The sequence below is a fragment of the Anabaena sp. FACHB-1391 genome (assembly GCF_014696755.1).
Lineage (GTDB): Bacteria > Cyanobacteriota > Cyanobacteriia > Cyanobacteriales > Nostocaceae > Dolichospermum > Dolichospermum planctonicum.
In genome coordinates, this window is sequence record NZ_JACJQS010000031.1 from 1 (window position 1) to 26927 (window position 26927).

Annotated in this window: 25 protein-coding genes and 1 pseudogene; 14 read left to right on the forward strand and 12 right to left on the reverse strand. The window is 37.4% G+C overall.

Annotated elements, in window-relative coordinates; genetic code table 11:
- Positions 1-458: pseudogene (locus H6F62_RS14710) on the reverse strand (type II restriction endonuclease); the annotation flags it as partial.
- A gap of 99 nt (positions 459-557) precedes the next feature.
- On the opposite strand from H6F62_RS14710, the gene H6F62_RS14715 reads away from it, so the two are divergent.
- Together H6F62_RS14715 and H6F62_RS14720 are read left to right on the forward strand one after the other, a co-directional pair.
- Positions 558-1517, forward strand: coding sequence for an AEC family transporter (locus H6F62_RS14715; protein WP_137909611.1), 960 nt, complete (start codon positions 558-560; stop codon positions 1515-1517).
- A 191-nt stretch (positions 1518-1708) separates the two neighbouring features.
- Positions 1709-2572, forward strand: a complete 864-nt coding sequence (locus tag H6F62_RS14720; protein WP_190372353.1) for a M23 family metallopeptidase — start codon at positions 1709-1711, stop codon at positions 2570-2572.
- Between the two features lie 7 nt (positions 2573-2579).
- Here the strand turns inward: H6F62_RS14720 and H6F62_RS14725 are convergent, their stop codons facing one another.
- Positions 2580-3284 carry a L,D-transpeptidase family protein gene (locus H6F62_RS14725; RefSeq protein ID WP_190372369.1) on the reverse strand — a complete coding sequence of 235 codons (705 nt, stop codon included), beginning with the start codon at positions 3282-3284 and terminating at the stop codon, positions 2580-2582.
- Positions 3285-3329: 45 nt separating this feature from the next.
- Between H6F62_RS14725 and H6F62_RS14730 the strand changes: the two genes are divergently transcribed.
- From H6F62_RS14730 to leuS, 7 genes are all read left to right on the forward strand, one after another.
- On the forward strand, positions 3330-3467 hold the full coding sequence (locus H6F62_RS14730) for a hypothetical protein (RefSeq protein WP_162501217.1): 138 nt from the start codon (positions 3330-3332) through the stop codon (positions 3465-3467).
- Between the two features lie 19 nt (positions 3468-3486).
- On the forward strand, positions 3487-4143 hold the full coding sequence (locus H6F62_RS14735; protein ID WP_137909614.1) for a sigma-70 family RNA polymerase sigma factor: 657 nt from the start codon (positions 3487-3489) through the stop codon (positions 4141-4143).
- Between the two features lie 101 nt (positions 4144-4244).
- The gene (locus H6F62_RS14740; RefSeq protein ID WP_228036523.1) at positions 4245-4709 is read left to right on the forward strand and encodes a zf-HC2 domain-containing protein; all 465 of its coding nucleotides are present in this window, start codon (positions 4245-4247) and stop codon (positions 4707-4709) included.
- A gap of 210 nt (positions 4710-4919) precedes the next feature.
- Positions 4920-5381 (forward strand): hypothetical protein, encoded by a 462-nt coding sequence (locus tag H6F62_RS14745; protein ID WP_347238713.1) that lies wholly within the window; start codon positions 4920-4922, stop codon positions 5379-5381.
- Positions 5374-7317: an SUMF1/EgtB/PvdO family nonheme iron enzyme gene (locus tag H6F62_RS14750; protein ID WP_137909615.1), complete on the forward strand. Its 1944-nt coding sequence runs from the start codon at positions 5374-5376 to the stop codon at positions 7315-7317. The genes H6F62_RS14745 and H6F62_RS14750 overlap by 8 nt, the downstream gene beginning before the upstream one ends.
- 59 nt (positions 7318-7376) lie before the next feature.
- The gene (locus H6F62_RS14755; RefSeq protein WP_190372354.1) at positions 7377-8264 is read left to right on the forward strand and encodes a DUF3365 domain-containing protein; all 888 of its coding nucleotides are present in this window, start codon (positions 7377-7379) and stop codon (positions 8262-8264) included.
- Positions 8265-8391: 127 nt separating this feature from the next.
- A complete protein-coding gene (leuS, locus tag H6F62_RS14760; RefSeq protein WP_190372355.1) occupies positions 8392-10971 on the forward strand; it encodes a leucine--tRNA ligase in 2580 nt (859 codons plus the stop codon).
- A gap of 1118 nt (positions 10972-12089) precedes the next feature.
- On the opposite strand, the gene H6F62_RS14765 is transcribed toward leuS, so the two are convergent.
- Positions 12090-13151, reverse strand: a complete 1062-nt coding sequence (locus H6F62_RS14765; RefSeq protein WP_242026027.1) for a LuxR C-terminal-related transcriptional regulator — start codon at positions 13149-13151, stop codon at positions 12090-12092.
- 351 nt (positions 13152-13502) lie between these two features.
- Between H6F62_RS14765 and H6F62_RS14770 the strand changes: the two genes are divergently transcribed.
- The 3 genes from H6F62_RS14770 to H6F62_RS14780 all read left to right on the forward strand — a co-directional run bounded on the left by H6F62_RS14770 (position 13503) and on the right by H6F62_RS14780 (position 15557).
- Entirely contained in the window at positions 13503-13808 is a 306-nt protein-coding gene (locus tag H6F62_RS14770) for a hypothetical protein (protein ID WP_190372356.1), read from the forward strand.
- A 559-nt stretch (positions 13809-14367) separates the two neighbouring features.
- Complete coding sequence (locus H6F62_RS14775; RefSeq protein ID WP_137909646.1) at positions 14368-14679, forward strand: HetP family heterocyst commitment protein; 312 nt, start codon at positions 14368-14370, stop codon at positions 14677-14679.
- A gap of 23 nt (positions 14680-14702) precedes the next feature.
- Positions 14703-15557: an indole-3-glycerol phosphate synthase TrpC gene (locus H6F62_RS14780; RefSeq protein ID WP_190372372.1), complete on the forward strand. Its 855-nt coding sequence runs from the start codon at positions 14703-14705 to the stop codon at positions 15555-15557.
- Positions 15558-15638: 81 nt separating this feature from the next.
- On the opposite strand, the gene rfbB is transcribed toward H6F62_RS14780, so the two are convergent.
- The 9 genes from rfbB to H6F62_RS14825 all read right to left on the reverse strand — a co-directional run bounded on the left by rfbB (position 15639) and on the right by H6F62_RS14825 (position 24735).
- Entirely contained in the window at positions 15639-16661 is a 1023-nt protein-coding gene (rfbB, locus tag H6F62_RS14785) for a dTDP-glucose 4,6-dehydratase (RefSeq protein WP_137909648.1), read from the reverse strand.
- 17 nt (positions 16662-16678) lie between these two features.
- Positions 16679-17680: a glycosyltransferase gene (locus H6F62_RS14790; protein ID WP_190372357.1), complete on the reverse strand. Its 1002-nt coding sequence runs from the start codon at positions 17678-17680 to the stop codon at positions 16679-16681.
- 130 nt (positions 17681-17810) lie between these two features.
- On the reverse strand, positions 17811-18449 hold the full coding sequence (locus H6F62_RS14795) for a DUF6391 domain-containing protein (RefSeq protein WP_137909654.1): 639 nt from the start codon (positions 18447-18449) through the stop codon (positions 17811-17813).
- A 116-nt stretch (positions 18450-18565) separates the two neighbouring features.
- Positions 18566-19057, reverse strand: coding sequence for an FKBP-type peptidyl-prolyl cis-trans isomerase (locus H6F62_RS14800; protein ID WP_190372358.1), 492 nt, complete (start codon positions 19055-19057; stop codon positions 18566-18568).
- 108 nt (positions 19058-19165) lie between these two features.
- Positions 19166-19489, reverse strand: coding sequence for a phasin family protein (locus H6F62_RS14805; RefSeq protein WP_137909651.1), 324 nt, complete (start codon positions 19487-19489; stop codon positions 19166-19168).
- A 148-nt stretch (positions 19490-19637) separates the two neighbouring features.
- Positions 19638-20192, reverse strand: coding sequence for a methylmalonic aciduria and homocystinuria type D protein (locus tag H6F62_RS14810; RefSeq protein ID WP_137909652.1), 555 nt, complete (start codon positions 20190-20192; stop codon positions 19638-19640).
- 312 nt (positions 20193-20504) lie between these two features.
- Positions 20505-22847 carry a single-stranded-DNA-specific exonuclease RecJ gene (recJ, locus tag H6F62_RS14815; RefSeq protein WP_137909017.1) on the reverse strand — a complete coding sequence of 781 codons (2343 nt, stop codon included), beginning with the start codon at positions 22845-22847 and terminating at the stop codon, positions 20505-20507.
- A 55-nt stretch (positions 22848-22902) separates the two neighbouring features.
- Positions 22903-23715 carry a PD-(D/E)XK nuclease family protein gene (locus H6F62_RS14820; RefSeq protein WP_190372359.1) on the reverse strand — a complete coding sequence of 271 codons (813 nt, stop codon included), beginning with the start codon at positions 23713-23715 and terminating at the stop codon, positions 22903-22905.
- 39 nt (positions 23716-23754) lie between these two features.
- The gene (locus tag H6F62_RS14825) at positions 23755-24735 is read right to left on the reverse strand and encodes an aldo/keto reductase (protein WP_137909019.1); all 981 of its coding nucleotides are present in this window, start codon (positions 24733-24735) and stop codon (positions 23755-23757) included.
- Positions 24736-24868: 133 nt separating this feature from the next.
- Here H6F62_RS14825 and H6F62_RS14830 point away from each other — a divergent pair, with 133 nt between their 5' ends.
- Together H6F62_RS14830 and H6F62_RS14835 are read left to right on the forward strand one after the other, a co-directional pair.
- A complete protein-coding gene (locus H6F62_RS14830) occupies positions 24869-25441 on the forward strand; it encodes a hypothetical protein (protein WP_137909020.1) in 573 nt (190 codons plus the stop codon).
- A gap of 147 nt (positions 25442-25588) precedes the next feature.
- The gene (locus H6F62_RS14835; protein WP_137909021.1) at positions 25589-26842 is read left to right on the forward strand and encodes an MFS transporter; all 1254 of its coding nucleotides are present in this window, start codon (positions 25589-25591) and stop codon (positions 26840-26842) included.
- The last annotated feature ends 85 nt before the right edge of the window (positions 26843-26927 follow it).

A 26927-nucleotide genomic window follows, 5' to 3' on the forward strand; every position in this document is an offset into this window, starting at 1 on the left:
TCAAAAATAAACCATTCGTAAATATTAGTTGCTATTAAATATTTCAGTTCTAGATTTTTTTCGGTTAAACGTTCTCTGAGAAAATATAAAACTAATTCCTGAAATGCTTTAGTATTTAAATTATCAATTTTGAGCATTTCGCTTTTATTTGTTGGCTTTTTAACTTCTAATTTTTTAACTTCTAAAATTACACCAACACTGGTTTTAGGGTCTTGACCATTATGAATAACCAGGTCATTTCGTCCTTGAGTATTAATAAAGTGATTAGAACTGTAATATGTGTTCTTTAAAAAGTCAGCAATCAGGTTTTTATGAAATTCCTCTGATTCAGATTCGTTAATTTTTGCAATTAGGTTTTTTAGATGTTTTTTGAAAGTTTCAATATCATTTCTAAAAGGATTGATTTTGAGCAAGGCTTTATTTAATGATTCTCTGGGTTGTGTTTTATTTCCTATCATTAGTTTTAATCGTGATTTTTATCAGCAATGAGTATTGTAACTCATGATTTGCAACTATAATTACTCATACAGCGGGCAAAAATAACTAACCACTTGATCATGATTGAAACCCTATTCAAAGCTTATACTCCCCTATTTACTTGGATAGGGTTAGGTCTAATATTATCTCGATTTAGCTCCGATAAATTTGCCAAGTGGTTAGGACAGTCACTATACTGGGTAGGAGTGCCACTACAATTGTTAGTATTAGCACGTCATACTAATGCGGTAAATGGCGAATTAATACCATTTATAGGATTAGTAGTGTTACTACTAAGTTTAGTTTTAGCACTGTTGACTTGGTGGTTTTGGCAATTGTTTAATCAAATCAAGGCAGAGCAGAAAGGCGTAGAAGTATCTACATCTTTTAAAAAAGCGAGTTTAGGAAGTTTTATTTTGGCAACAATTTTAGGAAATACGGGTTTTGTTGGAATAACACTAACACAAGTGCTAACAGGACCAGAAAATAATGATTGGGCGGTATTATTTAGCGTCACAAATAATGTTGTTGGTACTTATGGAATTGCTGTCTTAATTGCCAGTTATTTTGGACAGAGAGCCACTGAAAATCATTGGTGGATACAATTACGAGATATAGCTACTGTTCCTAGTCTGTGGACGTTTTTCATTGGGTTAAATACCCAATTTGTGCAATTACCCGCAGTGATTGAGTCAGGTTTAGATCAGGCTGTGTGGGTGGTAATTGCTCTCGCTTTGTTGCTAGTTGGTTTGCGACTAGGAACAATAAAAGAATATCAAAATCTGGATATTGCCATTATAGCCAGTATTTTGAAAGTTTTGATTATTCCTTTATTAGTAGGATTAGGTGCGACTTATGCGGGTATGATTGGGGAACAGCGTCTAGTTTTGGTACTTATGTCAGGGACACCCACGGGACTTTCTGTACTGATTTTAGCGGAAGTTTACGACTTGGATCGGAATTTATTAGCCAGCAGCATTGCTTTAACCTTTATTGGTTTATTTTTAGTGCTACCTCTGTGGTTAATTTGGTTTGGCTAAATCTATAATTCAATATGATTCAGCGTAGTCTGGGTTGAGAAAACCCAATATAGGTGGTTAATTAACGGTTGGCTTTGACTGCTAAACCTCTCCCCGTTCACAGGAAGAACCTTAAATACTGTTGTTATCCTGTTTTTATTCTGTTTTTATTCTGTTTTTATTCTGTTAATCTTTTAATTTTGATTCTGACAATGAGCAACCGTGTTAAGATACTCTTGGGCATAATTACTGCCATTCCCATGGCTTTAGGCTTACCCGCAAAGGCTTTAGAAGTACAGATCATGCCTAAAAATCCCCAATTGGGAGATACAATTTCAGTATTAATTGAGGCGGATGATCAGAAAAGTCTTAGTAATCCTACGGTGACAGTTGGCGAAAAAAACTATCCAGCTTTTGAAATTGCACCCCGTCAATACCGTTCCTTTATTCCCACAACTCCCTTAGAAAAAGCTGGAGTGAGAACGATTAAAGTTTCCGAGGAGGGACAGGAACAAAAACTATCTATACAAGTGCGCGATCGCAAATTCCCAGTCCAACGCATCACTTTACCACCGGGTAAAGCTGGGGTTGGGGCGACCGAGTATGAACTCAAGCGAGTAGCTGAATTTAAAGCCCTCCAGACACCGGAAAAATACTGGAACGGTGTTTTTCTCACCCCCAACGCAGGGAGAACATCCACTAGATATGGTGTCCGTCGCTACTACAATGGTGTATTTGCGAATGATTACTACCATCGTGGACAGGATTACGCGGGAGCGGCAGGATCATCTGTCACAGCCCCTGCTGCGGGAAGAGTTGCTTTAGTGGGGACAGTATCCCAAGGCTTCCGGGTTCATGGTAACGTCATCGGCATTGATCATGGTCAGGGAGTAGTCAGTATTTTCATGCACCTGAGTCGTATAAATGTTCAAGAAGGTGATTTTGTCAAAGCTGGTCAAAAAATTGGTGCAGTAGGTTCAACTGGTGCATCTACTGGACCACACTTACACTGGGGTTTGTATGTAAACGGACAATCAATTGATCCATTACCGTGGAAATCCCAGGAAATTAAATGAACCTAATTCAATCACGGACTAATACAGGTGTATTTAAAGAAACTTGGCTATACAACATCCGTACATCAGGATTACGCATTCTCAGACAACCATGAGAAACAGCTGCTCCCACTAAATCAACATCTGGTGTACCATGAAAGCCAATTTCATTGCGGCCATCTGACCAAAAACCAATCCATCTATCCCCCAAAGGACTATTAGTACCACCGTCAAAGATAGCTCCTGTAATGGGATGTCGCCAAATGGGATGATGTTCCTTGTGGATAACTTGAAAATTGCCGGTGGGTGTTTCCCAACCCTTTTTACCAATAGCGATAGGGTAACTAGCTATTACCTCATCATATCGAGAGACATAAACACGGCGATCGCTTAAATCTACTACAACTTGGGTAGTGTCCGCCGCTGATACTGGTGGGCTTGTATTGTTAATTGTACCTGTAATACTAGCCAAACTTGACTGGGGTTGTTTCTGATCAGAATCTAAGTTAATTGTCCCAGCTTTTTGGGGAGAGGTAGGTACGGAAGCCGCAATTGCACTTGACCCAGTCACCAGTGAATCCTGCGGATAGACCCCTGTAGACCTGGAATAATTTAACTCCCCTGCTCCTGTTTTTCTTGTCGTTTGCAAGTGGACAGCTAGAGATAAAATTGCTGTACCAAAACAGAGAAACATGACCATACTCGCTAGAGATTCATTTCTTGCCATTGCTATCGCCTATTATTTCTCCCTGACATCTCCTGGGAACTAGTAACTGATGTGAATTTTACCAATTACCAATTACCAATTACCCATTACCCATTACCAATTACCCTATTTCCGTCTTTCAATTATAAACCCGTCACCCTTGGGGAACTTTTAATTAATTATCCAGTCAAATCGGGAAGAGTGATTTGATTTAAAGCCAATCCGATCCATGAGTCAATCCATTAGTGTATCCTGGTCAACAGTTGGTGCCACCTACCCAGCAGCATCGGTGCAAGTTGACAAACTCTCAAACCACGATCTTATTTTACGCTGTCAAGTCGGATTGCGTCCAGACCGTGCTGCCTTTGCAGAACTGCTACGCCGTCATCAAACCCAAGTTGATCGAGTTTTATATCATTTAGCCCCTGATTGGTCTGACAGAGCCGATTTAGCCCAAGAAGTTTGGATTCGTGTCTATAGAAATATTGGCCGATTACAAGAACCTACCAAGTTCCGGGGTTGGTTAAGTCGTATTGCCACTAATTTGTTTTATGATGAATTACGTAAACGTAAACGGGTGGCTAGTCCCCTCTCGCTAGATGCTCCCCGGAGTCTAGAAGATGGTGAAATGGATTGGGAAATTGCCGGTGATACACCAAGTCCAGATGAGCAAATGACTACTAGAGAATTTTATGAGCAGTTGCGAGAAGCGATCGCGGATTTACCTGAAGCTTTTCGGACTACTATTATCCTGAGAGAAATAGAAGGCCTCTCTTATGAAGAAATTGCCGAAGTTACCGGAGTTTCTCTAGGAACTGTGAAATCTAGAATAGCCAGAGCCAGATCTAGATTACAAACTCAATTACAAAGCTATCTAGATATATAATCTACATCATGTTTCCTCAATTCTCTGACAGAATTTAAGAAGTATTAACGACTGTCAGCGAAAATATATATTTTCTGCTACTGAGCAGCAAAAACGAATCAATGAGTAATATGGATATGCAAAAACGCGACTGTTTTGAGTTATTAAGTGCTTATCTGGATGGCGAAGTAACAGCTACTGAACGGAGGCAAGTCGAAGAGTGGTTATCAACGGATGCCTCCGTCAAGTGCTTATACAAGAGACTATTAAACCTTAGACAAGGGTTACAAAACATACCTGTTCCCCCAACTAATCAGTCATCGGAAACCACAATTGAGCAAGTATTGAAGCGTGTTAACCGACCCTATGACTTGGCCTGGATGTTTGCTGGGGCGGCCTTAGCAGCTTGTATTCTGGGTACAGTTTCCAGTTTATTCCCCGGTAACTCATCCAGAATACTACAGGTGGCAGAAACGACAGAATTAACACCGACCATGACACAGCCAGCAACCTCTGATTCTTCTCTAATGGTAGCTTTAAACAAACCAGTCATGGAAATTCCGAAAACAGCAATAGCCCCCAAATAAAAGCTAGTTAATAACCTCAATTAAATAAATAATTTATATAAATAAACTATAAATAAACCACAACTGCTCCACCAGCCATCAAGTGGTATACTTAATTTTGGGCTTTTTCCTGTTTGTAATCATTTTTACTCCCACTAATACTCTATTTTACTGCCAATTCCATAAATTTGACAATATTGGCATAAGTTTACCTTAGAGTATGCTAAAACAGTGATCACTACTAAAATAGCCATTAAGACGACGCAAACAGGACATAATGGCACTGTGGAGGTAAATATGACCAATGATCGCACAATTCAGGTTACTTTTGCTGTTGATTACCCAGAATTAGACGATAACAGACGACAAAAAATAGCCGTTAATCTACTGCGGGAATTGCGAGATTTAAATGAAGTGGAGAAAGCATATCTTAGCGAAGATATGTACCCAGAACCAGGAAGCAAACCAGGATTTGCCACTTTAATCGGATTTATTACAGCTAAAGTCAATATACAAAATATTAAAGGTTTTTTCAGCTTTTTGAGCGATCGCTTGGGAGATAAACCCATAAAAGTTAGTGTCAAGGTCGGTGATAAAGAAGTCATTATCGAGGCTAAAAGCCGTCAAGAACTGCTAGAAAGCGAAAAAATAGCAAAAGACCTATTAGCTGCAATGGGTGGTGACAATGGCTAAAAAAATAGCACTGCTGATTGGAGTTAGCGAGTATGGTGAAAATATCCCACCCCTATCATCTGCGCTCAATGATGTAGAGGCTATGGAACGAGTTTTAAAAAATCCGAACTTAGGAAACTTTACACAGGTAGAAAAACTACTCAACCCTAATTCAGAAGTTATGAGAATAGCAATTCTCAATCTGTTTAAAAATGCAGAAAAAGAGGACTTATTATTATTCTTTTTTTCTGGACATGGGATGATTAATGACGATAATCATCTCTATTTAGCAACTTGCAATACGGCTAAAGATAATTTTGAAGCTACCGCTGTAGATGGAAATTTTATTCAAGCGCAGTCGAGAAATTGTTATTCTAAACGACAAGTTTTAATTTTAGATGCTTGTTACAGTGGTGCTTTTGCTAATGGTTGGCACACAAAAAGTATTGGTGTAGATATCAAAAAACAATTAGGTGCAGAAGGACGAGTTGTGATGACATCTTCTGGTGCAACTCAAACTTCTTTTACACAAGAAGGTGCAACACTTTCACTCTATACTCAATATTTAGTTGAGGGAATTGAGACAGGTGCAGCAGATAATGATAGTGATGGTAAAATTCATATTCAAGAACTACACGCTTACGCTAAAGCAAAAGTCCAAGCTGTAAAACCTAATATGAAACCAGATATTATTCTGGATAAGGAAGGATATGATATTTTATTGGCTTATACTCCTAAAAATCCAGAAGTAGAGTATCGTAAATTAGTTGAAAAATATACTCAAAATGGTGAACTAAAAAAAGTTGCTATTTTAGTTCTAACAGAAAAACGGAAAACTTTGGGAATTACAGATGCAGTAGCCAAGGAAATAGAAAGAGAAGTTTTAGAACCTTTTCGGAGACGGTTAGTAAATTTAAAAAGTTACCAACAATATTTTGCAGAAGAAGTCGAGCAGAAATATCCTTTAAATGAACAAACTTTGAAGATATTAAAAGATTATCGCCAAGATGTTTTAGGTTTGAGAGATGAAGATGTAGCATCTATTGAGTTAGAAATTACATCTGGTAAAGAAGCAGAATATCAAAAACAGCGAGAAGCAGAAGCAGAAAAAAACAAATTTGGTTATCAGTTAAAAACTTTTGAGTTTGAAACCGCTGAGATAAGTTTAAAAAGTCAATTACTGGGTCTTGTAAGAAAACCGGAAATTAAATATATTCCTAAAAGTGGGAAGTATTTTACGGAAGACATAGGAAATGGTGTATTTCTAGAAATGGTAAATATTCCCGGAGGAACTTTCATAATGGGTTCTCCAGAAAATGAGGAAGGTTACGACAAATCTCAAAGTCCACAACATCAAGTTACAGTTTATGGGTTTTTCATGGGTAAATATCCAATCACACAAAAACAATGGCGAATTGTAGCGGCTTTACCCAAAGTAAACATTAATTTAGAACCTGAACCATCACAGTTTCAAGGTGAGAATTTACCTGTTGAGGGTCTATCATGGTATGAAGCCCAAGAATTTTGTGCCAGACTCTCGCAAAAAACAAATAAAGCCTATCGCTTACCTAGTGAAGCAGAATGGGAATATGCCTGTCGTGGAGGAACAACCACAGCATTCTATTTTGGGAAAACAATTTCCCCAGAATTAGCCAATTATGATAGTAAATATCAGGGAAAAACCACAGAAGTTGGAAAATTTCCCGCCAACCCTTTCGGTTTATATGATATGTGTGGCAATGTATGGGAATGGTGCGAAGACGGGTGGCATGAAGATTATATAAACGCCCCTGATGATGGTAGTGTGTGGCTAAATAATAGCAATAATAGACGAGTGCTGCGCGGAGGATCTTGGTTCATTCCTTCTGAAAATTGCCATTCCTCTTTTCGTTTTTATGCAGATGCCGGTTTTTGCGGTTGTAACCTGTTTGGTTTTCGTGTTGTATGGGGTGAATAATGAAAATATTGGCACTAATACCCAAAAATTTTAACCTCAGCAAGAAACTAACTACCCTCATGCTTGCAATTTTTCTGAGTGGGATTATTGTTAGCGGTGTGGTTTATTATAATATTCTGCTGGGAAATGCTGAAAATGAAGTAAATACACAAGCTAATTTACTGATTTCAACTGTGGACGCTATTCGGAAATATAACGCGGAGAGAGTGACTCCTTTATTAGAAAAGCAATCAGAAGAGAAAATGTTAATAGAAGCAATTCCTTCTGTTGCTATGGTCAAGGTATTTGATATTTTTACCAATGCTATTCAAGATAAGTATGGTGAATATCGTTATAGAAATGCGATGATTAACCCGACAAATATCAAGGATAAAGCTGACGAAAATGAGATCAAGATTATCGAGAAATTAAGCCAACAATATAAACCAAAGGGGAAAAATATAGCTGAAGGTTATCTCACCATGAATGGGGAAAACAAGCGCTATTTTTATACAGCCCGTCCTATCATAATTGAAAAGTCTCAAACTAGTTGCTTGAGTTGTCATACCAGTTTGGAAACATCTCCTCAATCATTACAGGCTTTATATAAACAAGGTGTATATACTGGTAATAACGGATTTGGCTGGGAATTAGATAAAGTTATCGGCACTAAAATTATTTACGTCCCTGCTGATAAAGTTGATAAAATTACCAAGCAAAATTTTCTGATCATTTTAGGAATTTTTATGGCGATTTTTGCTATATCCATATCGTTAGTCAATCTCTGGCTGAAACAACATATTGTTAGACCTCTTAATCAAATCACTCAAGTTGCAGAGGCCGTGAGTTTAGGCGACATGGATGCTAATTTTGAGAATGAATACAAGGATGAAATAGGTCGTCTAGCGGACGCATTCAGGCGTGTAAAAACGACCTTAGAAATTGCCATAAAAAGGCCGCGTTCCTAAATTGAGGTATCAACTTCGCTGAAATTAATTCTCAAAACTCTTACTTTTGCACTTCTGCGTGAGAAAAAATTATATCTAAATTATGCCACAATAGCGAGATTAGGTAACAGCATTAGGAGTTTTAATTGTGGAGTCCCCCCAAAAAACATCATACCAACCAGCCGCAATTGAGGAAAAATGGCAAAAAACATGGTTAGAACTTGGCTTAGACAAAACGCCTCAAGACCAAAATAAGCCAAAATTCTACGCGCTTTCCATGTTCCCTTATCCCTCCGGTAGCTTGCACATGGGTCACGTCCGTAACTACACAATTACAGACGTAATCGCTCGCCTCAAACGAATGCAAGGGTATCGTGTATTACATCCAATGGGTTGGGATGCCTTCGGACTACCCGCAGAAAACGCCGCCATTGATAGAGGTGTACCCCCTGCCAAATGGACATATCAAAATATTGCCCAAATGCGGCAACAATTACAACGTCTGGGTTTATCCTTAGATTGGGAATGTGAAGTTGCTACCTGTTCTCCTGATTACTACAAGTGGACACAGTGGATTTTTCTGCAATTTTTAGAAGCTGGTTTAGCTTATCAAAGAGAAGCGGCAGTTAATTGGGATCCCATTGATCAAACTGTATTAGCAAACGAACAAGTTGATAATGAAGGACGTTCTTGGCGTAGTGGAGCAATAGTAGAACGTAAATTATTGCGTCAATGGTTTTTCAAAATTACCGACTACGCAGAAGAATTATTAAATGATTTAGATAAACTCACAGGTTGGCCAGAACGAGTTAAATTAATGCAAGCCAACTGGATAGGAAAATCCACCGGTGCTTATTTAGAATTTCCGATTGTCGGCTTAGATGAAAAAATCGCCGTTTATACCACCCGTCCCGACACCGTTTATGGCGTGAGTTACGTCGTTTTAGCCCCAGAACACCCCTTAACTCAAGTGGTGACAACTTCAGACCAAAAAGCAGCGGTGGCAGCCTTTATCAAGGAAGTCAGCAACCAAAGTGAGTTAGAACGGACTGCGGAAGACAAACCTAAACGGGGTATTCCTACGGGTGGTCAAGTTATTAACCCCTTTACCGGGGAAGAAGTACCGATTTGGATTGCAGATTATGTACTCTATGAATATGGTACAGGTGCGGTAATGGGTGTACCAGCCCATGATGTGCGAGATTTCAAATTTGCCAAAGAACAGAATTTAGCAATTAAAGTGGTGATTGTCCCGGAAATTGGTGCAGAGGAAACTTTAAAATCAGCCTATACAGAAGCGGGCATTTTAGTTAATTCTGGTGACTTCAATGGGATGAATTCTATAGATGCAAAAAAGGCCATTATTGAATTTGCCGAACAACAAAACTTTGGTAAATTAAGAGTACAATATCGCCTCAGAGATTGGTTGATTTCTCGACAACGTTATTGGGGCGCACCTATCCCTGTGATTCATTGTCCCGAATGTGGAATTGTCCCCGTACCAGAAAAAGATTTACCTGTACAATTACCAGAAGAAATTGCATTAAGTGGCCGTGGTGGTTCACCTTTAGCACAATTAGAAAGTTGGGTAAATGTCACCTGTCCAACTTGCGGTACTCCTGCGAAACGGGAAACCGATACAATGGATACTTTTATTGATTCTTCTTGGTATTTCTTGCGTTATTCTGATGCCAAAAATGAAGAAAAGATTTTTGATTCTGGTAAAGTAAATGATTGGATGCCAGTAGATCAATATGTAGGGGGAATTGAACACGCAATTTTACATTTATTGTATTCGCGTTTCTTCACTAAAGTATTGAGAGATAGAGGTTTATTTAACTTTGATGAACCATTTCAAAAGTTATTAACTCAGGGCATGGTACAGGGTTTAACTTACATGAACCCGAAAAAAGGTGGTAAGGATAAATGGATTCCTTCGCATTTAGTTGATGCTAATAATCCTGTAGATCCGCAAACTGGCGAACCTTTACAAAAGCTATATGCTACCATGTCCAAATCAAAAGGTAATGGTGTTGCGCCGGAAGATGTGATTAATAAATATGGCATTGATACGGCGCGAATGTTCATTTTATTTAAAGCACCTCCAGAGAAAGATTTAGAATGGGATGAGGCTGATGTTGAGGGACAATTTCGCTTTTTAAATCGGGTTTGGCGGTTGGTTACAGATTACGCATCTGCGGGAGTTTGTCAGCAAAAAGTGGAAGTTGATAGGTTAAATAAAGCGGAAAAAGATTTACGTCGCTTCATTCATATTGCAATTCAAGCAATTACCGAAGATGTGCAGGATGAATATCAATTTAATACGGCTATTTCGGAATTGATGAAGTTAAGTAATGCGTTAACTGATGCTGATTGTCATAATTCCCCAGTTTATGGGGAAGGGATGCAAACTTTGGTGATTATGTTAGCGCCTTTTGCACCACATATTGGTGATGAATTATGGCAATTATTAGGGCATAAAAATTCTGTCCATACCCAACCTTGGCCAAGTTTTGATCCTGCGGCTTTGATAGTTGATGAAATTACTTTGGTAATTCAAATTATGGGTAAAACTCGCGGTTCTATTCAAGTTCCTGCAAAAGCTGATAAGGCAGAGTTGGAAAAATATGCGCGGGAGTCGGAGGTGGCACAGCGTTATCTTGAAGGAAAGGAAGTTAAAAAGGTGATTGTTGTTCCTGGTAAGTTGGTGAATTTCGTTTTGGGTTAGGTTTTTGGTTTGTAGGTTGGGTAGAACGAAGTGAAACCCAACTGAGGTACACCTTATGCGGGCAAGATGCCCGCACCACAAGAGTTTTATCATTACTGTACTTCATAATACCGGAAACTACTGAGGTACACCTTATGCGGGCAAGATGCCCGCACCACAAGAGTTTTATCATTACTGTACTTCATAATACCGGAAACTACTGAGGTACACCTTATGCGGGCAAGATGCCCGCACCACAAGAGTTTTATCATTACTGTACTTCATAATACCGGAAACTACTGAGGTACACCTTATGCGGGCAAGATGCCCGCACCACAAGAGTTTTATCATTACTGTACTTCATAATACCGGAAACTACTGAGGTACACCTTATGCGGGCAAGATGCCCGCACCACAAGAGTTTTATCATTACTGTACTTCATAATACCGGAAACTGCTGAGGTACACTTTATGCGGGCAAGATGCCCGCACCACAAGAGTTTTATCATTACTGTACTTCATAATACCGGAAACTACTGAGGTACACTTTATGCGGGCAAGATGCCCGCACCACAAGAGTTTTATCATTACTGTACTTCATAATACCGGAAACTACTGAGGTACACTTTATGCGGGCAAGATGCCCGCACCACAAGAGTTTTATCATTACTGTACTTCATAATACCGGAAACTACTGAGGTACACTTTATGCGGGCAAGATGCCCGCACCACAAGAGTTTTATCATTACTGTACTTCATAATACCGGAAACTACTGAGGTACACTTTATGCGGGCAAGATGCCCGCACCACAAGAGTTTTATCATTACTGTACTTCATAATACCGGAAACTGCTGTATAGTCGGCTTGAGCCGACTTTTGCTATTAGACTGGGAATTTATTCCCAGATGAATGATTGCTTGATCATATTGATCATATTGATGTTGGGTAACATAGGTTAACCCAACCTCGACAGTAAATCACTCTTTATCGGAAGAATCTGGATCAATTCAATTCTGATACTTACAGCATTTCCCGGTGTTATGAGGTACATATCTAGCGGGCAAGATGCCCGCACCACAAGAGTTTCATGATTTAACTTTGTACCTCATCAGAGCGGAAAACGCTGTATCTCTTTGAATTACTCCCCTTGAGCATTAATAATTCTCATGGCTTCAAGTTTCCAAACTTCTAGTTCTGGTAATTGTCCACGAAATTTTTTTTCTTCCTGCTCATAGGCATAAAATTCTAGGAAAGTTTGCCATGATTCTCTGGAACTTTGATGATCTCCCTCTGCTGCTTGCACTTGTGCTAGTAAGCAATAAGCTGGAGTATAATTGCTTTCTAATTTCAAACAGATCAGTAAATTTTGTTTTGCTTTGTCAAAACAATTTTCCTGAAAATATGCCCAGCCAAGGTTTTTATACAATGTAACTTCTATGCTTTTATCTCTAACCTTGGGCAAAATTGATTCAATGATCTTCACCGCTGCTGCACTATTTCCTTGCAGAATTTGCAACCTAGCTAAATTATTCGCAGCAGGATCAGCAGCACGATTTTGATATTTACTCGCAATCTGATAGTGGTAACAAGCACCATCTAAATTCTCTAACTTTTCATAAGCTGCTCCTAAATTATAATGAGCCGCTCCATAGTTTGGGTTAAATTCAACTGCTAATTCTAAATAGGATGCTGCAATTGTAAAGTCGTTATTTAGGTAATTTTTATGCCCTATTTCATTTAGAGCTTTCGCAATTTGTTTCCTTTCTTGTTCATGAAACTTGATGCGATTTAGTATCTGTTGCAAATCCTCTGATATGGGCTGATTAAAGGATAACAAATGCAGGATATATTCAGTAATATTTGATTCATTTTCATCCGTCATTATTGTTAATTCTTTTGTCGAGCCAGTTTTACTTTCACTCAGTAATTCCGGTTTGTATTTGGCAAATAATGTCACCAACTCTGACCGTTTATAGCGACGGCTATCAGAAGGCTCATTATTCAGTCCAAATTCCAGACATATTCTTTCAACATATTTTCTTACGGACGATTCTCCAATCTTCATAGATTGAGCTATATCCGCATCTGTTTCGCCCGCTAGTATCTTCCTTAATACGTTTTTGCGTCGTTCTGTGAGATTGTCAAATACGCGCTCAAACTCTTGTTCATTCATTCTTGGTTTAAATTGCATCAGTTTCATATTCACTGCTGTGACTATTTTATTTCAGGGTTAGGTTGTTGATTATGAGTCATAATTATGACTCGGATGAGAATGAAATCTACGTAAGTGTCAGAGAAATATAAATTTCTGGTTTGGGGTTGACACTTACAAGAAAATATGTCAGATTTATGATTATATTGTATATCACAAAATAAAATAAATTAAATTTTGTGACATACATGGGGGGGGAAAATGTTTCTATCACGAAAGTCAGTCAGATTCAAGATTCAGTAGAAGTTTTACTAGTATCGCAGATCAACTGGCTTTTGCATAGTCTCTAGCTTGAGATAATTTTCGTGTTTCAAATTGAAAATCAAGGTTGCCTACATCATGAATAAACACAAGTGCTTTTTAGGGTTAGCTATATTAGCTACTTTAGTCACGACTCCTGCTCAAGCGGAGTCAGTTTCTAGGAAAGCGGCCGACTTAATGGCTCAAAATTCTAACTCGACTGATTCAGTAGATCAAAACACTAATAATACTCAACCAGTCAACACCCCAGCATCCACATATAAGGGTAGTGATACTGATTCTAAGCTGTCTGCAAGTAACTATTTCGTAGCAGTTAATACATCGCTTGCTATAGAAAAAAATACTGTTTTTATTCCTCAGAATAGAACTATATCTCAGGATTAATCGGAGCTAGAGCCAAGGATGAATAACTACAGAAGCTGCTAATTTTTTCGATTCTTTTAGAATATATCCTAGTCGGATTATTAATGATAATTAGAGTGAGTATTGTCCTAGAATATCCTCATCAAAAATTAAGCAGACTTTACTCCTAAGTCCTGTAGAGAACTGTCGAAGAAATGTCTTGAGAAGCTGTTTTAAAATCCAAAGTATACATAAACCTCTCTTTACACTAGCATCTTTGATACCATTACCCACTCTATTCTTTCAATATTAAGCCCGTTGTTTAATTGTTAATAAAGATACAGGTAATGAATGGCTTGCTACGGTGATGGTGTATTTTATACCTTACTAAGTTGAAATTTGCTGTATATTTAAAAATCAAAATTCTGATAGTTAACAAAAATTCAAAAAAATAAGAGCAAAAAAATAGTCATGTTAATCAAAAAATAGTTTATGTATTGGGAACTTGGATTTGGATACTCTTAGTAAAGAAGCCGTTATTGATAAATGGCGGGAAAATCCTCAAAAACCATTGCATCGTTTGACAAACAGGAGCAAAATCATGAATCAAAATTTTACTGGGTATAATCCATCCATTAGCAAAAAGATCAAGACCGAGCAAATAGAACAAATAATTAAAGCGATTATAAGCGGAAAATATTCTTGGGCTTGTGTTTTGGTTTTACAATTTGCTGGCTACAACCCTACAGACTATATGCCCTATCGTACATATATCAGATTACTTAAAGATAACCGCTTGCTCGGTAATTCCCAGAAAAATCAGCCACCGGTGGAAAAAGTTGACAGGTTTGATGTCAAATCCTTGACTTTTTTTCAGACAAGAAAAGGGAAAGGTGAAATTTTACAAAAATAATTTATCACCCTCGTCCAGATTTTATTATCTATCCAATCACAATTTATCATCCTCAAATGCAAGCAATTCTCAAAGAAATTGTGTGGCATAAAAAACTGGAAGTTGTACAAATGCAACAAGATATGTCTTGGGCTTCCTTGCAACGTCAGTTAACTGCTGCTCCTACTGTGCGGGACTTTTTGACTGCTTTACAGCAGAGTGTTTATAAACCTAGTTTAATTGCAGAAGTGAGAAAAGTATCCCTTTATCAAGGTGTAATTAGACAAGATTTTGAACCAGTTACTATTGCTCAAGCTTATAAACGTGGAGGAGCATCTTGTATATCTGTTGTTACTGATCAAAAGTTTTTTCAAGGTGGTTTTGATCATTTGCGTGCTATCAGATATCGGGTAGCATTACCTTTACTCTGCAAAGATTTTATCATTGATCCTTGCCAAATTTATTTAGCGCGTTCTGCTGGTGCAGATGCGGTATTATTAATGGCTGCTATTCTTGCGGATAAAGACCTAAAAAACTTTTTACGAGTAATTCACTACTTAGGAATGAATGCTGTAATCCAAGTTCATAATTTAACTGATTTGGATAGAGTTCTCGAATTGGAAGATATACGGATAGTTTCCATTAATAATCAGAATTTAAGTGATTCAACCATCAATATTCACACCACTCAGGAACTATTAGCAGCGAGGAAATCCCAACTGCAAAAGTTAGGAATTTTAGTGATTAGTGAATCAGGAATAGAAACCCCTGATGATTTATCTTTAGTTGCTGAAGCTGGAGTGCAAACAGTAATTATGGGAGAATCTTTATTGAAAGAAAGTGATTTAGAAGTAGCTGTCAGAAATCTACTCCAATCTAAATTTCCCATTCATCATTAGGGTTTGCTAAGAGGTTGTTTTCAAAGCGGTCTAGGGGCGATGATAAATCGCTAATACACAAACTAAGTCCACTTGCGTGGACTATAACAAAGCTTTCCACCAATCACAATTACTAAGATACCATTCTACAGTTAAACGTAAACCTTGAGTAATGGTGACAGATGGATTCCAACCCAATTCTGTTTTTAACTTATTAGCATTAATAGCATATCTTCGATCATGTCCAGGTCTATCCTTAACAAAAGTAATTAATTTTTCCGCTGGATAGACTGGTAAATCTGGTGCTAACTCATTCATAATTTGACATAAATTTTGCACAAGGCTGATATTTTCAACTTCATTATTACCCCCAATATTGTAGTTTTCTCCTGGTTTTCCTTGATGAAGTACCAGATCTAAAGCTTGACAATGATCACCAACATATAACCAATCGCGGACATTTTTTCCATCCCCATAAACAGGTAATTTTTTACCAGTTAGAATATTAATACACATCAAAGGAATTAACTTTTCTGGAAATTGAAAAGCACCATAATTATTAGAGCAATTGGTGATAATTGTGGGTAATTTATAGGTATGATAATAAGCACGAACTAAATGATCACTTCCAGCTTTTGAAGCTGAATATGGACTATTGGGACTATAAGCTGTAGTTTCTGAAAATGCTGGTTCATCTGGGGTGAGACTACCATAAACTTCATCGGTAGAAACATGAAGAAATAGATAATTATGAGGTTGTGTTTTTGCTTCCCAATGTTGACGAAAAGCTTCCAAAAGAGTAAAAGTTCCCAGCACATTAGTTTGGACAAATGCAGCAGGTCCGGTAATTGAACGATCAACGTGAGATTCAGCCGCAAAATGAGCTATAGTATCTATATTTTCCTCTAAAAGTAGTTTTTCAACTAAAGAGCGATCGCATATATCTCCCTGGACAAAGCGGAAATTGTCTTTTGATGCAACCGAGGTCAAATTAGAGAGATTTCCAGCGTAGGTAAGAGCATCTAATACCACTAATCTATCATTTGGATAAGCTTGACACCAATGATGGACAAAATTCGTACCAATAAACCCAGCACCCCCAGTAACCAACAATCGTTTATTCATAAAATTTCCTAATTCCCTTATAAATACTTGCTTTTGACTTTAGCAAAAATTCTCTCTACAAATAATTTTGCTAATTGGATTTTTGTTAAATCTGGAATTTTAGTCGAGTAATTATTTTTATGATCAAAGAAATCATTGATTTCTGCTAAAATTACCTGTAAACGTTGAATAATATTGTCCTTTCTATATTCTGCTAAAACAGTTTCCGATAAAGTTGGTAATGTTGTTGCTTCTAGAACCTGTAAAATCTTGGCTAGATCATATTCTAAAGCATAACCAGCGATTTTATAACAATTAAAGCCCGGATCTAAATAATCAGATAATCCCCCATTGACACTAGAAAAGACGTGACAACCACAAGCTAAGGCTTCCATTGGTTGTAAACCAAATCCTTCACTAACTCCTTGTAATTGCCAATATTCCGCAGAATCATAAAGGTAAATTTTAGCACGATTAAATAAAACTGGTAAATTTTCCACATAACTATCAACAACCAAGACATGACATTTTTTTTTCAAAGCGGGAATTAACGACTTAATTAAATATTGAGAAGACTTCCGAGTTTGGACTAAAACATCAATATCTCGACTTTGATCTAAATTAGTAAATTCCTCACTAATTTGATTTGGTAAATAATAAATCAGAGAATTTGGTGATTTTTGTCCCCAATAACCCAGGGTATTTCTACTAACCGTAATGATCGGAATATTCGCTGGTAGATTCATCTTATAACCGGCACTATGAGCATGATAAATCACATTATACCTTTGCAACTTAGCAGCCAATTTAGCCACATCAAATCCCCAGCTAATCACAAAAATGACATCATCTAAATTTTTGAAAATTTTCTCCTCTAATAAATCATCTAAAAACAACTTACCAGATTCTTTCTGACGATAAGTAACCACTTCAGCAGAGCAAAATTGTCGAACCAAATTAACCGTTTTCAACTCTGCCCAAAGACCACCACAAGCAAAATTACCATCTGTTCCTGGAAGCAAAAAATAAAGCTTTCTCATAATACTAAATATCTAATTTTACATTTTATAAATAAGAGTGTAAGTCAAGAATTTTCTTCTTTCTTCCTTCTTGCTTCGTGTTCTTCATTCCTTCGTGGTTCATTAACTCCTAACTCCTAACTCTTAACTCCTATTCCTCCCAAGATACCTTAACAAAATGACCTTCCTTCCCCCAAAAATCACGAGCAATAGTGATATTTTCAACAGCTAAATTAAAAGGAATAGAAGTTGTAATATAACGCTGAGTAAGCATTCCCATATCTGGTGCAAGTTCCGTTGCTGCTGTTGCTGCTAAACCTAAACCAATAAGCTGTTCAATTGGTCGAAATGGTAGTAGAAAAGGTACAGATGCCGCCAAGACTAAATTTAAAAGCATAGTTACAGATAGATTTGTGCCGCAGCGGGGATGTACAGCTAAATCCCATTCTCCACTGATAAGACGATGTTGAGCTAATGTTACTGCGCGTCGTAAATCACTAATATTCACATCACCATAGAGAAAAAATCCCTGTTCGGTAGACAAGCCACCTAATAATTGATCATCTAATTGTACATTAGTAGTTATTCCTAATCGAGAATAGGAGTTTTTAGTTTCTCCTAATACCCAAACAGTAGCGTGTTCTAAAGCGTGAACTTGACGTAAAAGCAGGATTTCCTTCAACCCAGGGACAAAATATAGCTGTTGGAGTAAATCAGTATCTTGACTGGGGTGAGGTGGGAGAAAATCAAAGCTAAAGGTAGAAGATTTGCCAAAATCAGAAGTATTCATCATCGAGTAATCTGAGTTTTTTTTAGGACATTGACGGGACTGAATCCCACTTTGCAAAGGTGATAATCTATTGTAGATTCTGCCCGCCAATGTTATATTTAACTATCTCTACTTACTTATTTAATAGCTAACAATTCCACATCAAAAAGTAAAGTAGAGTGGGGGGGAATTACGTTACCAGCACCTCGCGCACCATAACCTAATTCTGAAGGGATGATTAATTGACGACGGCCACCTACTTTCATGGTGCTTAGTCCTTCGTCCCAACCTTTAATTACCTGTCCTATACCGATTTTAAAGCTAAAGGGTTGATTGCGATCGCGTGAGCTATCAAATTTAGTCCCATCTTCTAAAGTGCCAGTATAGTGAACTACAACGGTTTGTCCTGGTTGGGGAGTTGCACCAGTTCCCTCTTCTAGTTCAACATATTTTAGCCCAGAAGGGGTAGTAACAGCATTGGCTGGGGACATAGTATTTTTCGCTCCTGGAGTATTGTTTTCTTGAATGATAGTGGTGGTTGGTTGTGTTGAAGGCGATGCATTACCGATTGCAGCATTTTTTTGACCGCTAATTTGAGTAAATACTAAAACGCCAACACATACCAGCATGAACACCACGCTGAGGAAAATTCCTTTCAAAATCAGCCCTCTCTGTTTTAATTACTGGTAATCAGATTACCGACAGAACACAAATTAGTGTAAATCACAAAGGACATTTTAGCGCCACAGTTTATTTTCCAAGTCCCGAACTTGACGCTCTAACCTGTCAATTCTACCCCGTAGTTCGTCCACTTCTGACTGACGCGCAACTCCCAAATCCTGCATCACATTTCGCACTTGTCGTTGCATTTGCTCATCCCAACCGCCTTGTTCGGACTTTAACTGATGAACAAGATCATCCATGACGGCCTTAGCTTGATCAGGATTGAGTTTACCATCCTTTACCAGTTCATCACTAACTTGCTTAAGTTTATCTGCAACTAAAGAAGTTGTGCCAATACCCAACATCATTAGCTGTTCCAACCAATTGTTACTATCCATACTCCCTTCCTCTGACTTATTGCTAAATGAACTAACGGTTTGGAATTAACCAGGCCATGCTAAAAGCTTAGTAATTCTAGCCTACACATTTATTTTCGCAAATTTAGCAGCAGCAGCAATTAGGAGGATAAATACACAAGTCTCATTTTTAATTTTCTGTCCACCCGTGCATTGGTGCTACAGCTTTAGTTACTAACTCAATCATATCTGGGGGAGCTTCCGAAAGCATAACACTAGGATAAACAGCAGTTCCCCAATGAGGATGTACAAGGACATGGCATTTATTTTCAATTGCGGGATATTTTAGTAAGGCTTGTGCTGCTGCTGTATCATCATGGGGAAATAAACCGGAATGAGATAGTAATGGATAACCTGTGCGGGGATCTATCAAGTCCGTTAAATATCCGCGATCGCGCAAATTAAATGCTACATCGCAACCAAACCGCATAAATTTTTCCCGCAGTTTTTCTTTTTCTTTCTCCGTTTCTGCGGTCATTTCCTCCAGAGGATATCGTGATTGTTGCAAGACAAGCACCACCCACAAAAACTGTTGTTGTTTCCAGTCTGGTAATATCTGTTCACAGTTGGCACAGATATATGGACTGGGAGTATGAATCGAAATCTCTACAGCTTGTCCTGTTTTGCCAACTAAATGAATAGGACAGCTAGGTTGGGAAATACAAACTTTTGGAGAATACACCACATTAATTTGGGTTTATAAAAGTTTTTTAATTTATCTTTGCTAAAAATGATAACTCCTAAATCTACAGATAAATCATCTATTTTTGCGAATAAGTAGAAGACGACAATTATTTATTTTCCTATTTCTCTGATTTCTCAGTTTGAACATGAGTAATTTATTTTCATACCCATTTTAACTAATTTATACCAAAATCACAGGTCACGGCTGAGATTTTGGTCTCAATACATAATATAATGTTCATTTGATACTTGTTACTTGTATAACTGCAAACCCCACTCCTGACACGGAGATTGGGGTGCTGGGAAATCGTCATTAATTCACCCCTTTTTTTGAGACTGGGGAAAAATCAATGATCATGGCAACAATAATAGATAAAGGAACATGAAAAAAATAATCCCGTTGAAATTGTTCTTCTTTGACTGCTGCTAAAAATTGGTTAATCAGATGATCAGTAGGTTTTTGATCATATATAGAATCCCAGATTATTTGTAAATAATCATCTTTAATTTTGACAATAAACCCTAAATATTTTAAAGCTTGAAATCCTAAATATAGGCTTTGTTTACTAATACCCAGTCTGGCTAAGATTTGCATACAACTAACAGATTTATTTGTGCGACTCAGATATTTAGCAATACCTACCAAATTTAACCAAATATCTCTGGGTTCTTGATTATGGGTTTTTCTCCAAGCAATAACTAATTGTTGTTGATGATCAAGAGATTTTTTGAACCATAACCGTAAATCCTCCCAATTAGTAGGACAATCTTTCATAATTAATAATGATTTTTTATCTGTCATTTCCTGTAAATTTTCCAGATTTCTCGCGTCTACAATTGCAGGAAAATTATGATTTTTTATTTCATATTCAACATGAGAACGAACCGCAATTAATCTAATTTCATAGCGTTTTTTAAAACTATTAAAATCAATTTCTGCAATACAATCACATCTACCAATAGGTAATTCTTCTTTATAATGTCCCCACCAAATACCTGGAAAAGCATTATTAGTAGAATCATCTCGAATACTAAAATCTGTTTTAATATATTGTACTTTCTTGCCTTGCAAATCCTGTTGATTTTTATGCCAAGAATTTTCAAACCAACAATTTTTAATTAATAATTTGGGAATAGGATTTCCCATACCACAAGGTTCTAAAAGTTTTAGTTCTAAAAATAAATCTTTACCTAAATCTGCAACTGTCACTACTAAATCAGCTTCTACCGTTACAGTCAGATTAATTCCTCCTAAAGATTGCCGTAATTTCTGATTAATTGCGGCCGTAAATAAAGGGATATTTTCTACTAATAAACTCAAACCTGCTGCGAAAGGATGTCCACCAAAACGATGTAATAAATGGGCTTGTTCTTGAACTAATTGATATAAATCAATGTTATTCACAGAACGTGCCGAACCTCGCGCTATAAATTGGCTAGAATCTGCCTCGCTTTCCTTTCCTTCTGTGCTTAACAAAATTGTCGGACGACCTGTTTCCTGGGCTATTTGGCCAGCCACCAGACCTAAAACTCCAGCAGACCATTGAGAATCTTCTAAAACAATAACACTAGTAGTTGATAAGTCTAATTGTGCGAGTTTTTTAGTAACTTGTGCTTGGACATCTTTTTGTAAAGACTTGCGACGGGAATTAGCTAATTCCGTTTCTTCTGCAAGTTTTTGACAACGTTCAATGTCTTTACTCGTCAATAATTCCACACAAAAACTAGCGTCACCATGAATGCGACTAATAGCATTAATTCGCGGTCCCAAACCAAAGGAAATATCTGTAGGGCGATCGCCATTTTTCTGGCATAATTCTAGTAATTTACCCACTCCTGGCCTTCTTCTGTCCGTTGGTAATTTTTGATAATCTGTGTGTAATTGTTTAATTCCCAATTGTGCTAAATAACGACAATCTCCACTTAATTGCACCAAATCTGCAATTAATCCTATTGCTACTAAATCTAATAAATCAGTTAAGGGATTTTCGGCAATATCTGGTAAACTTGCATATAAAGCCTCCACCAATTTATAAGCAACCGCGACACCAGAAAGATGAAACAAAGGATGTTCCTGTGGTAAATAACGAGGATTGATAATTGCGACTACTGGAGGACGTTCTGAAGGTAATGTATGATGGTCTGTAATAATAACATCTATCCCTAAACTTTGGGCATAAATAACTTCTGAAATATTCGTACTTCCCGTATCACAAGTAACAATTAACTTACAACCTGCCTTGGCTAAAATATCAATTCCCGACTTATTTAAACCATGAGATTCTGTGAAACGATTGGGAATATAATAACTTAATTGACGATGTTGTAGAAAAAATTCACCCAAACCATCCCATAATACCGCAGTGGAAGTAATTCCGTCCGCATCAAAATCTCCCCAAATAGCAATTTTTTCTCCTTTTTTTCCCGCAGTTATTAACCGTTGCACAGCCAAATTTATTTCCTGTCCAAATTCCCGAAAATCAGCACTTTGATAACCTTGATAATCAATAAAAGCCGCCAATTTTTCCTCAGATTTAATATCCCGTTGCCAAAATAATTGAGCAGCAAAATTACCATTTATTCCCGGTGCGGAGCGTTTCACCAATTCAATAAACCAACCAGGGGGTTTTTCCGTTGTTTTTAAAATCCATTCCATTTTGGTGCTAAGATGCAAATAAGAATTAAGTATTAAATTAAGTATTAAATTAAGTTTAAAGTGATACTTCTGCAATATTTTCTAAGTTAGGAAAATGCTGGTTAATATTCATAGTTATTTCCTTGTTTTTTTGACGGTGACAACGCACAGCAAATTGACAAGATTCACAGATTTGATCAGATTCTTGAAGCGGTAATGGTGTATTATCTTCATAATCTTTGACCCATTTTGTCAGGTTGTTTAATAATTGATTCAATTCCTGTGCTGTTTTTCGATGTTGTTGTGCATTATAAGTGAATTTGATATTTTTAGTTTGCCTTTTTGATTGTACAAACCAGTAAGTCATGGAAATATTTTCTAATAAATAGTTGCTAGTTTCTGCTAATATATACATATACAGTTTTGTTTGCCAATTTTGGGCTAATATTTCTGGTTTTGGTGGTTGGGGATAGGTTTTCCAGTCGAGAATTTGGGCTTGATTTTGATCAGTAATTAATAAATCATAAATAACTGTGAGTAGGTAGTCTCCAATTTGCAAAGTTCGATAATGTTCACTTTCTCGAAAAGTTTGATTATGATGATTATTAATATTAGTTGTAAATATTTCCGGGGCAATTTTCGTAAAATCAGTCATCCAATTTTGTAATTGAGGATTTGCGTTTAACAAATTATCAATGGATAAACCCATTTCTCGCTGCTGCATAAGTAAGTGGAAACGACTACCCAAAATTTGATATTCTTCCTTTTGAGGGTCTATGGGTGTGTTAAGTTGTTCTAAATAGCTATATTGGAATTTGCGAGGACAAACTGTGAGTAAATTCAAATGTCCTTGGGAAAGACGGAATATAAAAGTAGAAGTTTTTAGCATGATTCTTTTGTTATGTATTATGGGGTTGAATATTACTTATTACTTAGTTTGAAAAATATTCTGCACCATTTTCTTCTCCACCCTATTAGCAGCAGCATCTAATTCTATCACCTCACTATCAGTCAAAAACCAACCTAAAGCCCCGATATTCTCTTTTGCTTGTTCCACATTTTTAGCCCCAGGAATAGGAATTGTGCCTTTACTAATACACCAATTAATAGCCACTTGAGACATAGTTTTATCTCTCATATTTGCTATTTCTTGCAAACAGCCCAAAAGCGGTTTCATTCCTGGTAATAACTGCTTGCATAAAAATCCCCGAATACCTTTAGGAAAACTCCCATTTTCTGAAAACTTACCTGTTAATAAACCCAACCCTAAAGGACTATAAGCAATTAATCTAATTCCCAAATCATCACAAACTTCCTTTAAACCTAATTCCGTGACTGGATAAGTAGATAAAAGTGAATATTGTACCTGCAAAGTTTTAATAGGTATTCCTCTTTCCTGAAATCTTTTATGCACCCATTTAAGTCTTTTTGTGCCATAATTAGACAAACCCACACCTTTAACTAAACCTTGCTCATATAAATCTGCTAAACCATCTAATAAACCCACTTCTTGCCAAGGTGCATAATTAGCTGTAGACCAGTGCATTTGCACCAAATCAACATTTTTACCTAATCTTTTTGCCGAGCTATGACAAGCTGATATAATCGAGTTTCTAGTCCACCTCCAAGGGTATGCAGCCAACTTAGTCGCAATGCAAATATTCTCTTTATTTATTCCTGGATATGCTTGGGAAAATCTGCCTAAAAGTAACTCACTGCGTCCTTTTAATTTGCCAGTACCGTAGGAATCACCTGTATCAAATAATGTGACACCACTGCTAACACAGAGATTAAATACCTCTTGCAACTGGTTATCCATGCTCTGATTATATCCCCAAAGTAATTGATTTCCCCAAGCCCAAGTTCCGCAACCCATGGGAGGTAGATTTAGTAAATAGTCGGTTTGCATAATTTAATTAAGATAGGAAAATTTTTGTATTTATTATAAAACTAATTATTCACGAATCACGCCAATTTTTTACACAGTAAATTTTTATTTTAATTTAGTATAAAATTCTGACAGATCCGAAAATAAAAAACCAATGACCATTATTATTTGTCCGGGAATTCATGCACCAGAATTAACTAAAAGTTTTATCCAAGAGTGCTTAAATAAAGACCAAGAAAGTTTGGATATGGGAAAGCCCACAGATATACTAATTTTTCCGGGAGAAGGTTATTTAACTTTATCAACATTTCATATTTTACATTTTTTGCGCGATCGCCTCCGTGATAAACTAGAATCTCCTCTTATATTCTTATGCTTTAGTGCTGGTGTAATTGGGGGTATAGGTGCCGCTACAGGGTGGCAACTTTTGGGAGGTCACGTTCAGGCTTTTATTGCCATTGACGGTTGGGGAGTCCCTCTAGGGGGCAACTTTCCCATTCATCGTTTAAGTCATGATCATTACACCCATTGGACTTCAGCTTATCTCGGTATAAGAGAAAATAACTTTTACGCAGATCCAGCAGTTGACCATCTATCAATGTGGCACTCCCCCCAAACAGTCCCAGGGAAATGGGTAAACCCCCCCGCTGGGTTCTCTCCACCCAAAAACTACCTTACCGCCTCTGAATTTCTCAATTTCATATTACAACAGTATCACAATAAATAGTGATTATTTGAGGAATTACGAAAAATGCGACCGAAGAGCTTATTGTTAATCAAGAGTAATTCATCTGGACATATCCCTTTTTTTTGCCCATAGCCTTGATTATGTTATGCGTAATTACATCAATTGTTCTCCAAATTTAAGTATCTAATGCTGCCCACTAAATCTACTACTATTAATCACGGATTTGCCGCACTGGTAAAAAATAGGGGCTTTATGCTCCTGTGGATTGGGCAACTGATTTCCCAATTGGCAGATAAGGTATTCTTTGTATTAATGATTGCCTTACTCAAACTCTATTTGCCCGTTAATGGTGGAGGAGAAGACGGACGTTTTTATTTGTATATGGCATTTACCGTCCCTGCCATGTTGTTTGGTTCTGCTGGTGGTATTATCGTTGACCGTGTACCAAAAAAACTGATTATGGTCGCTTCAGATGCGGTGCGTGGGGTGTTAATGCTCTTAATTCCCTTCCTACCGCGAGAATTTGCCATTCTCCTATTCTTCACCTTTTCTATCTCCACCGTTACCCAGTTTTTTGCCCCCGCAGAACAGGCTGCTATTCCGCTTTTGGTCAAAAAAGAAGGTTTAATGGCTGCCAATGCCCTATTCAGCAGCACAATGATGGCTGCGTTAATTATTGGCAATGCCGTGGCCACTCCTATGTTAAATTGGTTTGAAAGTTTTAACAAGGGTTTTGGTAAAGAATTGGTAGTTGGCTGCTTATACCTGCTTTCTGCCCTGATCATGATGCCCATTCATTTTCGAGAACACAGACCTAACCAGGAAACAGCCCCAATTAATCCCTGGGCTGAATTTATGTTAGGACTACGCTATCTCAAACAAAATCGGCTGGTATGGAATGCTATGCTGCAAATTGTCACCTTATACTGCGTATTTGCCGCCCTGATAGAATTAGCCATTGGCATGGCAGCCAGGTTACATTTAGCACCGGAAGAATTTAGCTCTTTTGTGGCTGCCGCTGGGGTGGGTATGGTTATAGGTGCGGCTATTTTAGGGCATTTCGGCCATCGTTTACATCATAAACCCTTGCCTTTAATTGGGTTTATAATTATGGCATTCTCTTTAGGCTTATTCATTTTTATTGACAACCAACCCTTAGCATTAGGACTGTGTATTTTCTTAGGTGTAGGTGCTGCTTTTGTTAACGTGCCAATGCAAACCTTAATTCAACAACAAACACCACCAGAAATGCACGGTAAGGTCTTTGGCTTTCAAAATCATGCCATTAATATCGCCCTGACCGCACCTCTATTAATTACAACCAAGTTAGTTAATGCCTTTGGTTTATCTGTTGTATTATTGGGAATGAGTGTAGTTGTGGGAGCTATCGGTATCTGGTCCTGGCAAAATACTCGCAAAGTATTGCAAGATGTAATCTAAAGTTGTACAATCTTAATCTATTCTCATCGCATCTCAATTTATGATCTGTGAGAATTTTTAAATTAAAATCAAGTCTTAAATACAA

Coding starts and splice junctions, on each gene's coding strand:
- H6F62_RS14715 (WP_137909611.1), top strand. CDS start 558: ATGATTGAAACCCTATTCAAAGCTTATACTCCCCTATTTACTTGGATA.
- H6F62_RS14720 (WP_190372353.1), top strand. CDS start 1,709: ATGAGCAACCGTGTTAAGATACTCTTGGGCATAATTACTGCCATTCCC.
- H6F62_RS14735 (WP_137909614.1), top strand. CDS start 3,487: ATGAGTCAATCCATTAGTGTATCCTGGTCAACAGTTGGTGCCACCTAC.
- H6F62_RS14740 (WP_228036523.1), top strand. CDS start 4,245: ATGAGTAATATGGATATGCAAAAACGCGACTGTTTTGAGTTATTAAGT.
- H6F62_RS14750 (WP_137909615.1), top strand. CDS start 5,374: ATGGCTAAAAAAATAGCACTGCTGATTGGAGTTAGCGAGTATGGTGAA.
- H6F62_RS14755 (WP_190372354.1), top strand. CDS start 7,377: ATGCTTGCAATTTTTCTGAGTGGGATTATTGTTAGCGGTGTGGTTTAT.
- H6F62_RS14765 (WP_242026027.1), bottom strand. CDS start 13,151: ATGAAACTGATGCAATTTAAACCAAGAATGAATGAACAAGAGTTTGAG.
- H6F62_RS14770 (WP_190372356.1), top strand. CDS start 13,503: ATGAATAAACACAAGTGCTTTTTAGGGTTAGCTATATTAGCTACTTTA.
- H6F62_RS14775 (WP_137909646.1), top strand. CDS start 14,368: ATGAATCAAAATTTTACTGGGTATAATCCATCCATTAGCAAAAAGATC.
- rfbB (WP_137909648.1), bottom strand. CDS start 16,661: ATGAATAAACGATTGTTGGTTACTGGGGGTGCTGGGTTTATTGGTACG.
- H6F62_RS14790 (WP_190372357.1), bottom strand. CDS start 17,680: ATGAGAAAGCTTTATTTTTTGCTTCCAGGAACAGATGGTAATTTTGCT.
- H6F62_RS14795 (WP_137909654.1), bottom strand. CDS start 18,449: ATGAATACTTCTGATTTTGGCAAATCTTCTACCTTTAGCTTTGATTTT.
- H6F62_RS14800 (WP_190372358.1), bottom strand. CDS start 19,057: ATGCTGGTATGTGTTGGCGTTTTAGTATTTACTCAAATTAGCGGTCAA.
- H6F62_RS14805 (WP_137909651.1), bottom strand. CDS start 19,489: ATGGATAGTAACAATTGGTTGGAACAGCTAATGATGTTGGGTATTGGC.
- recJ (WP_137909017.1), bottom strand. CDS start 22,847: ATGGAATGGATTTTAAAAACAACGGAAAAACCCCCTGGTTGGTTTATT.
- H6F62_RS14820 (WP_190372359.1), bottom strand. CDS start 23,715: ATGCTAAAAACTTCTACTTTTATATTCCGTCTTTCCCAAGGACATTTG.
- H6F62_RS14825 (WP_137909019.1), bottom strand. CDS start 24,735: ATGCAAACCGACTATTTACTAAATCTACCTCCCATGGGTTGCGGAACT.
- H6F62_RS14830 (WP_137909020.1), top strand. CDS start 24,869: ATGACCATTATTATTTGTCCGGGAATTCATGCACCAGAATTAACTAAA.
- H6F62_RS14835 (WP_137909021.1), top strand. CDS start 25,589: ATGCTGCCCACTAAATCTACTACTATTAATCACGGATTTGCCGCACTG.